A 13,491-nucleotide genomic window follows, 5' to 3' on the forward strand; every position below is an offset into this window, starting at 1 on the left:
CTCAGGTCGTGCCAGTCAGCCCTGATACGCGACGACGTCGCCTGGCTTGACCACTGTCTGCAAAGAGCCAGGTGCCGCGCCGCCTATCCAGCCCAGCACGGCGCGGGCAAGCTCGGTGCCGGCGAGGCGGAAGTCTTCGTTGACGATCAGCAACTCCCGGCGGAACAGATGCAGCAGTTCCGACGATTGCTTGGACACGACATCGACGTCGCGGCCGAGTTTCAGGCCGGCATCCTCGATGCCGGCGACGATGGCCAGCGTCGCTGCGGCGGCGCTGCTGACGAAACCGTCCGGCCTGACGTCGCGGCGCATCAACTGCGCGGTCCGCGTCCTGATCTGATCGATCGACTGGTCGATCGAAACAACGTTGAACGGCACTTCGCTGGCGTCGACCTCGCTCAGTGCGTCGGCAAAGCCATTGACCGTGTGGTCGTAATAGGTGAGCCCGACCGGCGGCGCTACCAGCGCCAGCCGGCGCCGGCCGACGCTGGCCAGATGGCGTACCGCTTCGGCGGCGAAGGCGTAATTGTCGAAGTCGTGATAGGGGTGGACAAGCCCCATATCGGTGCGGCCATGCGTGGCAAAGGGTATGCCACGCTCCAGCATGTAGCGGGCGCGCGGATCGTTGGGCTGCGTGCGTGAGATGATGACGCCATCGGCCGAGCCGGACTCGACCAGATACTTTACCGGGTCCAGCGGATCCTGCGAGCGCGAGTAGGGCGTGACGATCAGGTGATAGGGTGTGTCGGCAATGACCTCCGAGACGCCGTAGATGATGTCCGAGACAAAGCTCATGATCTCGCGCTCGGTATTGAGCACGAGGCTGATAACATTGGTCTTGCCAGTCCGCAGGCGCACGCCGGCGCGGTTCGGCCGGTAGCCGATCTGCCTGGCGACGAGTTGAACCCGCCGCCTGGTCTCGGCGCCGATCTCGGGTGCATCCTTGAGCGCGCGCGAGACGGTGGTGACGCCGAGCCCGGTCATGAAGGCAAGCGTTTTCAGCGTCGGCCGCTCATGCGCCGACGCCTCGTCGTCCTTCTCCGTCTGGTCCCTGTCCATTCGTCCCGCCCCGTCAGGCGCATAGCAGCCGCCGGACCAGCCGACAATCGCTTCGATGACGATGTGGCACGGTTCTTCGCCGTCAGGCCTCAATATACTGAAACGTTACAGATTTCCAACATCGCAGCGCGTGGGTCTCTCAAGCCATGGTTTTGGCAGGGTTTGGCGGCCAGAAACGTTGCGCGAGAATCAGGTTCGAGACGGTTTTCTTGCGCTGCAGCATGATTTTGCAGCGCAGCACCCGGTTTTGCGCGGAGTTTGCCGGTTTGCAGGCAACGAATTTGTTCGCGCCTCGAAAAAACATTCGAGCGCGTTTATCTCAGGGGTTGCACGCTCCGCATAATTGCCGTATCGAAAAATCTGTAACGTTTCAGATTCTGGGAGGAACCGAAATGCGATATAGACTTTTGACCGCTGCCCTTGCCGCGACGGCCGCGCTTCAGCTTGCCGGCCCGGCGGCCGCCACCGACCTGGAAGTCACCCATTGGTGGACGTCGGGCGGCGAGGCGGCGGCGGTTGCGGAATTCGCGAAGGCTTTTGACGCGACCGGCAATCACTGGGTCGACGGCGCCATTGCCGGATCCGGCGGCACGGCACGGCCGATCATGATCAGCCGCATCACCGGCGGCGATCCGATGGGCGCCACCCAGTTCAATCACGGCCGGCAGGCCGAAGAACTGGTGCAGGCCGGCCTGATGCGCGACCTCACCGATGTCGCCACCAAGGGCAAGTGGACGGAAATCGTGCGGCCGAAGAGCCTGCTCGACAGCTGCACCATCGACGGCAAGATCTATTGCGTGCCGGTCAATATCCACTCCTGGCAGTGGTTGTGGCTGTCGAACGAAGCCTTCGAGAAGGCCGGCGTGCCGCTGCCGAAGGACTGGAATGAATTCGTGGCGGCAGCGCCCGCCCTGGAAAAGGCGGGCATCATCCCGCTCGCTGTCGGCGGACAGGCCTGGCAATCTTCCGGCGCCTTCGACGTGCTGCTGGCGGCGGTCGGCGGCACCGACGCGTTCCTTAAGGTCTACAAGGACAAGGATGCCAAGTTCGCCGCCGGGCCCGAGATCGCCAAGGTCTTCAAGGCCGCCGACGATGCCCGCAAGATGGCGAAGAACACCAATGTGCAGGACTGGAACCAGGCAACCAATCTCGTCATCACCGGCAAGGCCGGTGGCCAGATCATGGGTGACTGGGCGCAAGGCGAGTTCCAGGTTGCCGGCAAGGTCGCCGGCAAGGACTATGCCTGCCTGCCGGGCCTCGGTCTGAACGAAGTGATCGCCACCGGCGGCGACGCCTTCTATTTCCCGCTGCTCAAGGATGCCGACAAGTCCAAGGCGCAGGAGGTGTTGGCAGAGACGCTGCTCGACCCTAAGACTCAGGTCGCCTTCAATCTCAAGAAGGGCTCGCTGCCGGTGCGCGGTGACGTCGATCTCAATGCGGCGAACGACTGCATGAAGAAGGGTCTGGCGATCCTCGCCAAGGGCGCCGTCATCCCGTGGACGGACCAACTGCTTTCGCAGGATACCCAGAAGCAGAAGGAAGATCTCTTCGCCGAATTCTTCGCCAAGCCGGACCTGACCATCGAAGACGCGCAGAAGCGCTTTGCCGACCTCATCGCTTCGGCAGACTGACGTTGGAGGCAATACACCTCGATCCCGGCCTTGCGAAAGCAGGGCCGGGATCGCACCGCCCTTACCCAGCCGGCTGACGAGATGAGCAAGAGCGAACGCCCCAACCCGCTGTTCCGCAACATCAATGCGAAGGTCGCCTCGATCCCGATGATCCTCACCGCGTCGGTGGTTTTCGTCGGCGGCACCGTCTGGACGGTGTTCTATTCCTTTACCAATTCGAAGCTGCTGCCACGGCTGAATTTCGCCGGGCTCGACCAGTATTACCGGCTGTGGGCGACGCCGCGCTGGCTGATCTCGATCGAGAACCTTTTGATCTACGGCGCGATCTCGCTCGTGTTCTCACTGGTCATCGGCTTCCTGCTTGCAGCGCTTCTCGACCAGAAGATCCGTTTCGAGGACACGTTCCGCACCATCTTCCTCTATCCGTTCGCGCTTTCCTTCATCGTCACCGGCCTGGTCTGGCAGTGGCTGCTCAATCCGGATTTCGGCATCCAACATGTGGTGCGGGACCTCGGCTGGACGAGCTTCAACTTCGACCCGCTCTACAATTCCAGCATCGTCATCTACGGCATTTCGATTGCGGCGCTGTGGCAAGGCACCGGGCTCATTATGTGCCTGATGCTGGCCGGCCTGCGCGGCATCGACGAGGACATCTGGAAGGCAGCGCGGGTAGACGGGATCCCGATGTGGAAGACCTATCTGTTCATCGTCATCCCGATGATGCGGCCGGTTTTCATCACCACGCTGGTCATCATCGCGTCGGGCATCGTCAAGGTCTACGACCTCGTTGTCGCCCAGACCAGCGGCGGCCCCGGAATCGCCTCCGAAGTGCCGGCCAAATATGTCTATGACTACATGTTCTTCGCACAGAATCTTGGCCAGGGCTTTGCCGCCTCGACCATGATGCTGCTCTCGGTGGTGATCGTCGTCGTGCCGTGGGCCTACCTTGAATTTGGAGGCAGGAAGCGTGGCTGACCCGGCCGTCCCTTTGCCCGCCAGCGCGGGTGCCGCCGAGCGCGAAGCCTCCGGGCCGCGCGGGCCGAAGCCGCGGCATGTCTTCTCGCGCCGCAATATCTTCCTCTATGGCACGCTGATCGTGGTGGCGGTCTACTATCTGCTGCCGCTCTACGTGATGGTCGTAACCTCGCTCAAGGGCATGCCCGAGATACGGATGGGCAATATCTTCTCGCCGCCGCTCGAAATCACGTTCGAACCGTGGGTGAAGGCGTGGGCGACCGCCTGCACCGGCCTGAATTGCGACGGGCTTTCGCGCGGCTTCTGGAATTCGGTGCGCATCACCGTGCCGTCGGTGCTGCTGTCGATCGCGATCGCCTCGGTGAACGGCTATGCGCTCGCCAACTGGCGCTTCAAGGGCGCCGACACATTCTTCGTCATCCTGATCGTCGGCGCCTTCATCCCCTATCAGGTGATGATCTATCCGATCGTCATCATCCTGCGCGAGATCGGCCTCTACGGCAGCCTCAGCGGCCTGGTGATCGTCCATTCCATCTTCGGCATGCCGATCCTCACGCTTTTGTTCCGCAACTATTTTGCCTCGATGCCGGAAGAGCTGTTCAGGGCGGCACGGGTCGACGGCGCCGGCTTCTGGGGCATCTTCCTGCGGATCATGGCGCCGATGTCGCTGCCGATCTTCGTCGTCGCCATCATCCTGCAGGTGACCGGCATCTGGAACGACTTCCTGTTCGGCGTCGTCTACACCCGCCCCGACACCTATCCGATGACGGTGCAGCTCAACAACATCGTCAATTCGGTGCAAGGCGTGAAGGAGTACAACGTCAACATGGCCGCCACCATCCTGACCGGCCTTGTGCCACTCATCGTCTACTTCATTTCCGGCAAGCTTTTCGTGCGCGGCATCGCCGCCGGTGCGGTGAAAGGGTGATGGCGATGACGGCAGCCAACGGCACCAGCGTTTCGATCCAGGACCTGTCCCTGAACTTCGGCTCTGTATCGGTGCTGCAGACCCTCAATCTCGAGGTCGCAGAGGGCGAGTTCATCGTGCTGCTCGGTCCATCGGGCTGCGGCAAGTCGACCTTGCTCAACTGCATCGCCGGGCTGCTCGATATTTCCGAAGGCCGCATCTTCATCAAGGGCAAGAACGTCACCTGGGAAGAGCCCAAGGATCGCGGCATCGGCATGGTGTTCCAGTCCTATGCGCTTTATCCGCAAATGACGGTGGAGAAGAACCTGTCGTTCGGCCTGCGCGTTGCCGGCGTGCCCAGGGACGAGATCGCCAAGCGCATCGCCCGCGCCGCCGAGATCCTGCAGATCGAGCCGCTTTTGCAGCGCAAGCCCGCGGCCTTGTCCGGCGGCCAACGCCAGCGCGTGGCGATCGGGCGGGCGCTGGTGCGCGACGTCGACGTCTTCCTGTTCGACGAGCCACTATCCAATCTCGACGCCAAGCTGCGCTCGGAACTGCGCGTCGAAATCAAGCTTCTGCATCGCAAGCTGCAGAACACCATGATCTACGTCACCCACGACCAGATCGAGGCGATGACGCTGGCCGACCGTATCGCGGTAATGCGCGGCGGCGTCATCCAGCAGCTTGACGCGCCGCAGACGATCTATAACCGGCCGGTCAACCGGTTTGTCGCCGGCTTCCTCGGCTCGCCGGCGATGAATTTCCTCGAAGGGGAGCTGGAGGCCAGTGCTGCTCCAGTGTTCAGGACCGACGGTGTTTCGGTGCCGCTCGATCGCTATACCTTTGACGGCACGGAGCGCCCGGCCGGCGCTTGCGTGCTGGGCATCCGGCCTGAACATATCGCTTTCGGTGACGCGGCGAAGTCGATGCCGTTTTCCGCCGGCGGTTCGGTCGAGATCGTGGAGCCGATGGGTTCCGACACGCTGGTGTGGACGAAGCTTGCCGGCCGCAACCTCTCCTTCCGCGTCGAGGCGGAACGGACGCTGCGCAGCGGCGATCCGATCCAGTTCGGTTTCGATCCGGCGCGCGCCTCGCTGTTCGACGCTGCGACCGGCAATCGCCTGTGACCCTCTAGAATCATCCGCAAACCATCCTCCCAAGAACGATCCCCCTAAAACGATCTCGCGAAAACGATCCCCCGAAAACATCCCCAAGCCTTAACCACCCAAGAAACGGACAGAGACGATGAACTGGTCATTCCAACTCTACAGCGCCCGCAATTTCCAGCCGTGGGACGGCATCCTGAAAATGCTTGGTAAGCTCGGCTACAAGGAAGTCGAAGGTTTCGGCGGCGTCTATGACGACCCCAAGGCGTTCCGCGCCGAACTCGACAAGAACGGGCTTTCGATGCCGACCGGACATTTCTCGATCGATGCGCTGGAGAATGATTTCGACGGCGTACGCAAAACAGCCGACGCACTCGGCATTACGCTCGTCATCTGTCCCTATCTCGTGGCCGAGCAGCGGCCGGCCGACGCTGCCGGCTGGCGCGGCTTCGGCGAGCGTCTGGCCAAGGTCGGCGAGACCGCAATAAAAGCTGGCTACGGCTTTGCCTGGCACAACCATGATTTCGAGTTCAAGACACTCGCCGACGGCTCGGTGCCGCAGGATCACATCCTGTCGGCTGCGCCCGACATCGGCTGGGAGATGGACGTCGCCTGGGTAGCCCGCGGCGGCGTTGATCCGCTGCCGTGGATCGAAAAGCACGGCAAGCGCATCAGCGCCGTCCATGTCAAGGACATGGCCAAGTCAGGCGAAGGCCTTGACGAGGACGGCTGGGCGGATGTCGGCCACGGCACCATCGACTGGGCCGGCCTGATCAAGACACTTCGGGCGAAGAGCGCGGCCAGATACTACGTCATGGAACAGGACAACCCCAACGACATCGAGCGCTTCGCCAGCCGCTCGCTCGCATCCGTCAAGGCTTACTAGGAACAATCATCATGGCAAAGAAACTGGGTATCGGCGTCATCGGCTGCGGCAACATCTCGAAAGCGTATTTCTCGCTGGCGCCGCTGTTTCGCGGCATCGAGATGCGTGCCTGCGCCGACATCAACATGGACGCGGCGAAGGCACGGGCGAAGGAGTTCGAGCTGCGCGCCGAGACCGTCGAAGAACTGCTCAAGGACGACGAGATCGATATCATCGTCAACCTCACCATCCCGGCGGTGCACTACGAGGTGTCGAAGCAGATCCTCGATGCCGGCAAGCACGTCTATTCGGAAAAGCCGTTCGTGCTGTCGGTCAAGGAAGGCCTCGACCTCAAGAGCCGGGCCGAGAAGAAAGGGCTGCGCATCGGTTCGGCTCCGGACACTTTCCTCGGCGGCGCGCACCAGCTGGTGCGCAACCTCATCGACACCGGCGCGCTCGGCAAGATCACCAGCGGCACCTGTCATGTGATGGGCCACGGCATGGAGCACTGGCACCCCAATCCCGATTTCTTCTTCCAGCCGGGCGCCGGGCCGGTGCTCGATATCGGACCTTACTACATCACCAACCTGATCCAGCTGATCGGGCCGGTGAAGCAGGTGGCGGCCTTCGCGACGACGCCTGCCAAGGAACGCACGATCTCATCGAAGCCGCGCGCGGGCGAGAAAATCCCGGTCAACACGCCGACGACGATCCACGGCCTGCTGGAGTTCGAGAACGGCGCCGTGATCACGCTCAACACCAGCTGGGACGTCTGGGCGCATGGTCACGCGCCGATGGAACTCTATGGCGAGACGGGCACGGTGTTCGTGCCGGATCCGAATTTCTTCGGTGGCGACGTGCGCATAACCAAGGCGGCAAAACCGGTGAAGAAACTGCCGAAATGGCAGCATCCGTTCGGCGTGCTCAACGAAATGCACGGCCAGGGCATGATGGCCAACTACCGCACCGCAGGCCTTGCCGACATGGCGCTGGCGATCGCCGAGGGCCGGCCGCATCGTTGCTCGATGGAGCTCGCGCTGCATGCGGTCGACGTCATGACCGGCCTGTTGCGGTCGGGCGAGACCGGCAAGTTCGTCGCCATGCAGACCAGCTGCGAGCGGCCGGCCGCGCTCGGCGTCAAGGACGCAAAAGGACTGTTGGCGAAGCAGAAATGAGGTAGAAGGGTGTCGGCGCGCTCGCGCCGACATCCATACAATCCAGGATCTGTTACCCATGCGCTGGCAGCCGGCTGAAAACCGCTATGAGAAAATGCTCTACAACAGGTGCGGGCGATCCGGCCTGAAACTGCCGGCGATCTCGCTCGGCCTGTGGCACAATTTCGGCAACGACACGCCGCACAAGACCAAGCAGGCGATCGCGCGCAAGGCCTTCGATCTCGGCATCACCCATTTCGATCTCGCCAACAATTACGGTCCGCCGCCGGGCTCGGCCGAGATCGCCTTCGGCGAGATATTGCGCACCGACTTCGCCGGCTATCGCGACGAGCTGATCATCTCGACCAAGGCCGGCTATGAGATGTGGGCAGGGCCTTACGGCGAATGGGGCAGCCGCAAATATGTGCTGGCGAGCCTCGACCAGAGCCTGAAGCGGATGGGGCTCGACTATGTCGACATCTTCTATTCGCACCGCTTCGATCCGGATACGCCGCTTGAGGAAACGATGGGCGCGCTCGACCATGCGGTGCGTTCCGGCAAGGCGCTCTATGCCGGCATCTCGTCCTACAATTCGCAGCGCACGCGCGAGGCGGCCGACATATTGAAGCAGCTCGGCACGCCCTGCATCATCCATCAGCCGAGCTATTCGATGCTCAACCGCTGGGTCGAAGAGGACGGACTGCTCGATACGCTGGAAGGGCTCGGTGTCGGATCGATCGTGTTCTCGCCGCTGGCGCAAGGCATGCTGACCGACAAATATCTCGGCGGCATCCCCGAGGGTAGCCGCGCCAGCCAAGGCAAGTCGCTGCGGCCCGCCTTCATCAACGAAAAGACCATCGCTAACATCCAGGCGCTGAACGCGATCGCCGGCAAGCGTGGCCAGACGCTGGCGCAGATGGCGCTAGCCTGGGTGCTGCGCAAGGGCCGGGTCACCTCGGCGCTGATCGGCGCCAGCCGGCCCGAACAGGTCGAGGACTGCGTCGGCGCGCTCAAGGTGCTCGAGTTCAGCGATGCCGAGCTCGCCGAAATCGACACTTACGCACGCGAGTCCGACATCAATCTGTGGGCGGCGTCGGCCGAGCGCAAAGGCCCGCCGCGGAAGTAAGCGGAACAGCCGGCACCGGACATGAATCAAAACGGCGGGAAAGATCCCGCCGTTTTGCGTTTATCAAGCTTCGGGCCCGTTCAGGGCTTCTTGGCCGTGCCGAGACCGGCCTTGGGCGCCGCCGCGGCTGCCGGAGCCGGGGTCTTCATCTTGGCTTCGATCCAACCGGTATAGTTAGCCAATCGCGTGTAGATGCCATAGGCATTCTTGTGGCCGCAAGCGGCGGTGCCGTCGGACGGACCTTCGCCCCAGGAGACGACGCCGACCTGGACCGGACCGCTGGCGCCGGTCATGAACAGCGGACCGCCGCTGTCGCCGTTGCAGGCGTCGCGTTCGCCGCTGTCGGTGCCGGCGCAGATCATGTTCTTGGTCAGCGGATCCGACATATCGGCGGCGATCGCATTGGCGGCGGCATCGATGCCCTTTTCCGAATAACGCATCCGGTGGGAGAGATCGCCAAGTGCCGCCTTTAGGTCATGCGCATAGATCGACTTGATGCCGCTGTTGCAGGCAGCGCTCGGCTCGAGATCGAGATCGGCCACCATCAGCGCGGTCGGGAAGGTGCCGTCCTGCATCTTGCCCCAGCCGATGACCGTGGTCTTGCCGCTGTCTGGCGTCGGCTCATTGGTGATCTTGATGACCGGCGCGTCGGCGGGCTCCGCCAGCCGGAGCAGGCCGAGATCATTGTCCAGCGTCTGTTCGCTGTAGCCCTCGTTGACGATAACCTCGACCACCTTGTAGCGCTTGCCTTCGGTAAGATCGGTGGCGCCGGTCAGCACGGTCACCGTATCGGGCGAAATCGGCCGGCCCTTGTCGTTGAGGCAGTGCGCCGCCGTCAGCACCCATTGCGGCGCGATCAGGCTGCCGCCGCAGAATTGCGCGTTCGGCTGCGAGGCCGGGCTGGGGTCCAGCCGGGCGCTGGTCAGCAGCGCCACCTGGAACGGATAGGCCCCTTTGTCGGCTTCCTTGCCGCCATAGACGCGGTCGGCCCCGTCGGGATTCTCGGCCTTGGCCTTGTCCCGGGATTCGGCGACGCGCTGCATCGGCGAGACCGCCGCTTCCGGCCTGGCGGCGTCGTCGGCTGCATAGAGCGCGTTGACGGCGGGGAAAGCGGCCGCGATGCCCAGCAGCGATGCAGCGGCAAGCGGCCTGAACCGATGGATAATGTTCACCTTGAAACCCTCCTGAGATGAAAAATGCCGAGCCATGCCGCCATGACGCATAACCAACAGAAGCGGTACCGGTACCTCGATCGCCTTCTGCCAGAACGAACGACATCCGCGCGGTCATAAAACCGAAATACGACTTTTGCTAATCGTGCCCCATCGGGCAGAGTCCACCCAAACCCTATAGCCCCCCACGGGCTACGTGGAAGCGATTTGTCATTGCCAATGTTGGATTATTTTAGGCAGTATATCGACGCGGGTGCGTTTGGCGGAGGGCTTTAACGAGGCCGCCCGGACCGATGATCCGATACGGGCGGGTAACCAAACTAATTTTTTAACTCCACCACGATCTCGACAATATTTCTGTATTTTGCTCCACTCCTTGCTGACTTTTGGGAGAGTCTCACCATGACGAAACTGACAAGCACTATCATTGCGTCCGCACTGCTATCCACCGCACTGTGGACGATGCCTGCCTTCGCCGCCGATCCCGGCTCAGCGAATGCCGGCAATGGCGAAAGCATGCGCGATCTCGGAACGGGCGACTACCAGCCCGGCCGTGCAAAGCCGATCGCGCCGCCGAAACTGACCGAAGATGAAGCCAGCCGGGCAGCGCCGCTGACCGACGAGGGCACGGCGGTCAAATCCTATGGCATCGTCGGACGTTCCGCCGATGGCAAGGACATCAAGATCGATGCAGGCGAGACGCTGAAGGACCTTGTCATCAAGGATTTGAACGCGCCCGCCAACACACCGAACGCCGACAAGACCGGATTGACGGGCGGCGACGAAGCCGGCCGCCAGGTGTTCGGGGCCGACGATCGCGAGCAGATCAAGAACACCAAGACCTACCCGTTCACCGCGATCGGCTATATCGAAGGCAAAGCCAAGAGCGGTTATGGCAGCTGCTCGGGAACCCTGATCGGTCCGCGCACGGTGCTCACCGCCGCGCATTGCCTCTACAGCAATGAAGACAAGGCTTGGCTCGACGACGTCATCTTCGTGCCGTCGCTCAACGGCAACACCGCCGACGATGCACCGTTTGGCGCTTTCAGCTACGAGAGCGTCTATATCCTGCAGGGCTTCATCGACAATTATCAGGGTTACTACGGCTCGGTCATTCCGTGGGACCTCGGCATCATCACGCTGAAGCAGGATGTCGGCACCAATCTCGGCTGGCTGGGTTATGCCAACTATGAGAACCTCGGCGATTTCACCGCCAACATCGTTGGCTACCCCGGCGACAAGCCGATGGGTACGATGTGGAAGGCGACCTGCGAAGTGAAAGCCGAAAACATCGGCGCGGAGTATTTCCAGTACGACTGCGACACCTATCCGGGGTCGAGCGGCAGCTCGGTCTACGCCTATGACAATGGCGCCAAGCAGCGCGTCGTCACCGGCGTGAACGTGGCCGAAAGCCCCAACGCCAACACAGCGGTGCGCCTGAACGCTGCCAACGTGGCGTGGATCAACAGCCTGTACAAATAAGGCCCGATCTTTCGCCGGCAAACAGCGGCGAGAACCAGCATTAGCAAACCGGCGGCGGGACGTTCCTGCCGCCGGTTTTTTGTATCGAAACACCTCCCTTGCACTGTGTTGCAGCGGTGCTTACGCTAGGCGATCCAAGGGGTTGGGTAAGATGGCGCGGGCAAGAATGATCTTCGGGGTCAAAGCGATGGCGGCTGCATCCATGCTGGCCGCACTGACATGCTTTTCCGCTATGGCCGATCAAGGCGGTGCCACACCCGATGGCGCCTGGGCCGAGCGGGTGCAAATCCTCTATAAAAGCGAAACACGTTCGGTGCTGCGCAAGAATGTACGGGTCTGGGATTCCCACCCGGAATTGGGTCTTGATTTCACCTGGGAGCCGGCAGCCGGCGTGTCGCCGGACCGCACCGTCGCAGCCGACGGCACCGTCAACGGCAAGGGCAGGCTGGTCTGGCGCGTACGCGGCTCGGCGAGCTATGACCCCAAGACGATCTATTCCAGCTATTTCGGCGAGATCAGGAATGGCCGCCCCGAAGGACAAGGCCGGCTGGAGCTGCGCTCAGGGGAGATTCTCGACGGCCGTTGGGTCGCCGGCCAGCTCGACGGCCATGCGATCCATGTCGATGCCGACGGCAATCGCTATGAAGGGCAATTCAGGGCCGGTGTGCCGAATGGCGAGGGCAGGCTGGAGACGAAGACAGGCGAGATATTCGTCGGCTCTTTTGCCGATGGGCTGAAGGACGGCAAGGGCCGCACCCGGCTGCCCGGCGGCACCGTCTACTGGTCGCAATGGGCGATGGGCAAGGAGATCGGCGGTGCGCGCCCCGATGTGCTGGCCGATGCCAGAGTGGGCGGGTTGCTCAAGGCGCAGACCGGCGGCGGTTCCGCCGACAAGGTCGAGATCGGCATTGCCGTCGACCAGCGCATGACGCAGCAGGCCGACATGCAGTACCAGCATCTCGTGCGCGACGAAGACATCGCGATCTATCCGGTGTCGGACCAGTACAATGATGCCTGGAACGGCACCGGAGAGATTGGTACCGGCAATGTCTATGAAGGCATGGACTGGGAGACGGCGCCGGCCTTCGCCGAAGTCGACCTCAAGACCACCGACCAGTCGAGGGTCAAGATCGACAGCCTGGAAATGAAGGTGGCCGCGAGCGAGGCCTACCGCAAGCCGATGCTGTCGATCAGCGAGCATTATGGCTGCGTCGGCTTCCGCCCCGACTTCTCGATCGTCAACAATGGCTGGGGCGACGTGAAAGACATGAAGATGTCGATCCAGTTCACCAGGACCGACGAGGAGGACAACGCGACCGGCGAGCCGAGCCGCATGTTCACGAAGGACATCGGCACTTTCGGCGATGGCGTCGACGTCTCGATCAAGGACGTGCTGACTGAAGCCGGCGTCGACACAACCACGCTCGAGACCGAGCGCTTCACCTGCCCGTCAAGGGACAGCCTGGATGTCTGCCGCGCCCAGGTGGCCAACAAGGTCAAGTTCGGCGACGTTGCCGATTACATCAGCGGCAGCGTCGAGAAAATGAGCGTGACCGGGATTGGCAAGCTCGATTATTCCTGGGCGGACGATCAGGGCGCTGTCTACCAGCAGAGCGAGCCGTTTCGCGTCATCGTCTCGCTGGTCAGCATCGAGGTCCCAGAATCGCTCGCCGAATGCGGCGATGGCGGCGGCGCGTCGCCCGAAGCGCTGCGCTACCAGAACATCGAATTTCCGATCGGCAAGACCGATTACAGCATCCCCATGCCGGTGCGCGGCAACAAGAATCTCAGCGCCTACACGGCACGGCTGAAAATGTGGTCGTCAATGTCGTCGATCCATCGCTTCAGCATCGCCGCCCATTTCGCCGATGGCAGCACACGCGAGAGCAAGCCGGCCACGCTCTTCTATTTCAGGCCGAAGCAGTCGCTGTTCGAAACCAGCACCAAGCCGGCGGTCTGCTATCTGCCGGAAGATCTGCAAGGCTGTTGAGGTCCTGTCACGTCCTTTCGGGAA

Annotated in this window: 12 protein-coding genes; 9 read left to right on the forward strand and 3 right to left on the reverse strand. The window is 62.3% G+C overall.

Features of this window, described 5'->3' with window-relative positions; genetic code table 11:
• Positions 1-15: 15 nt before the first annotated feature.
• Positions 16-1,059: a LacI family transcriptional regulator gene (locus NKI35_RS01170; protein WP_023740813.1), complete on the reverse strand. Its 1,044-nt coding sequence runs from the start codon at positions 1,057-1,059 to the stop codon at positions 16-18.
• Between the two features lie 139 nt (positions 1,060-1,198).
• The gene (locus NKI35_RS01175) at positions 1,199-1,363 is read right to left on the reverse strand and encodes a hypothetical protein (RefSeq protein ID WP_023740814.1); all 165 of its coding nucleotides are present in this window, start codon (positions 1,361-1,363) and stop codon (positions 1,199-1,201) included.
• Positions 1,364-1,451: 88 nt separating this feature from the next.
• Between NKI35_RS01175 and NKI35_RS01180 the strand changes: the two genes are divergently transcribed.
• The 7 genes from NKI35_RS01180 (at position 1,452) to mgrA (ending at position 8,823) form a co-directional block, all read left to right on the forward strand.
• The gene (locus tag NKI35_RS01180) at positions 1,452-2,690 is read left to right on the forward strand and encodes an ABC transporter substrate-binding protein (RefSeq protein ID WP_023683028.1); all 1,239 of its coding nucleotides are present in this window, start codon (positions 1,452-1,454) and stop codon (positions 2,688-2,690) included.
• Between the two features lie 81 nt (positions 2,691-2,771).
• Positions 2,772-3,665, forward strand: coding sequence for a carbohydrate ABC transporter permease (locus tag NKI35_RS01185; protein ID WP_023683029.1), 894 nt, complete (start codon positions 2,772-2,774; stop codon positions 3,663-3,665).
• Positions 3,658-4,593, forward strand: a complete 936-nt coding sequence (locus NKI35_RS01190; protein ID WP_023669802.1) for a carbohydrate ABC transporter permease — start codon at positions 3,658-3,660, stop codon at positions 4,591-4,593. The genes NKI35_RS01185 and NKI35_RS01190 overlap by 8 nt, the downstream gene beginning before the upstream one ends.
• Before the next feature lie 5 nt (positions 4,594-4,598).
• A complete protein-coding gene (locus tag NKI35_RS01195; protein ID WP_023728557.1) occupies positions 4,599-5,699 on the forward strand; it encodes an ABC transporter ATP-binding protein in 1,101 nt (366 codons plus the stop codon).
• Between the two features lie 118 nt (positions 5,700-5,817).
• Positions 5,818-6,564, forward strand: coding sequence for a sugar phosphate isomerase/epimerase family protein (locus NKI35_RS01200; protein WP_352738136.1), 747 nt, complete (start codon positions 5,818-5,820; stop codon positions 6,562-6,564).
• Between the two features lie 11 nt (positions 6,565-6,575).
• Positions 6,576-7,718: a Gfo/Idh/MocA family protein gene (locus tag NKI35_RS01205; protein WP_352738138.1), complete on the forward strand. Its 1,143-nt coding sequence runs from the start codon at positions 6,576-6,578 to the stop codon at positions 7,716-7,718.
• 58 nt (positions 7,719-7,776) lie between these two features.
• Positions 7,777-8,823 carry an L-glyceraldehyde 3-phosphate reductase gene (gene mgrA / locus NKI35_RS01210; protein WP_352738140.1) on the forward strand — a complete coding sequence of 349 codons (1,047 nt, stop codon included), beginning with the start codon at positions 7,777-7,779 and terminating at the stop codon, positions 8,821-8,823.
• Positions 8,824-8,903: 80 nt separating this feature from the next.
• Here mgrA and NKI35_RS01215 read toward each other — a convergent pair whose 3' ends face one another.
• Entirely contained in the window at positions 8,904-9,995 is a 1,092-nt protein-coding gene (locus NKI35_RS01215) for a S1 family serine peptidase (protein ID WP_023733609.1), read from the reverse strand.
• A gap of 402 nt (positions 9,996-10,397) precedes the next feature.
• On the opposite strand from NKI35_RS01215, the gene NKI35_RS01220 reads away from it, so the two are divergent.
• Together NKI35_RS01220 and NKI35_RS01225 are read left to right on the forward strand one after the other, a co-directional pair.
• Positions 10,398-11,477 carry a trypsin-like serine peptidase gene (locus NKI35_RS01220; protein WP_352738142.1) on the forward strand — a complete coding sequence of 360 codons (1,080 nt, stop codon included), beginning with the start codon at positions 10,398-10,400 and terminating at the stop codon, positions 11,475-11,477.
• Between the two features lie 151 nt (positions 11,478-11,628).
• Positions 11,629-13,467: an MORN repeat-containing protein gene (locus NKI35_RS01225; RefSeq protein ID WP_352738145.1), complete on the forward strand. Its 1,839-nt coding sequence runs from the start codon at positions 11,629-11,631 to the stop codon at positions 13,465-13,467.
• Positions 13,468-13,491 lie beyond the last annotated feature (24 nt).

Origin of the sequence: Mesorhizobium sp. M0676 (genome assembly GCF_040320535.1) — a bacterium.
Taxonomy (GTDB): domain Bacteria; phylum Pseudomonadota; class Alphaproteobacteria; order Rhizobiales; family Rhizobiaceae; genus Mesorhizobium.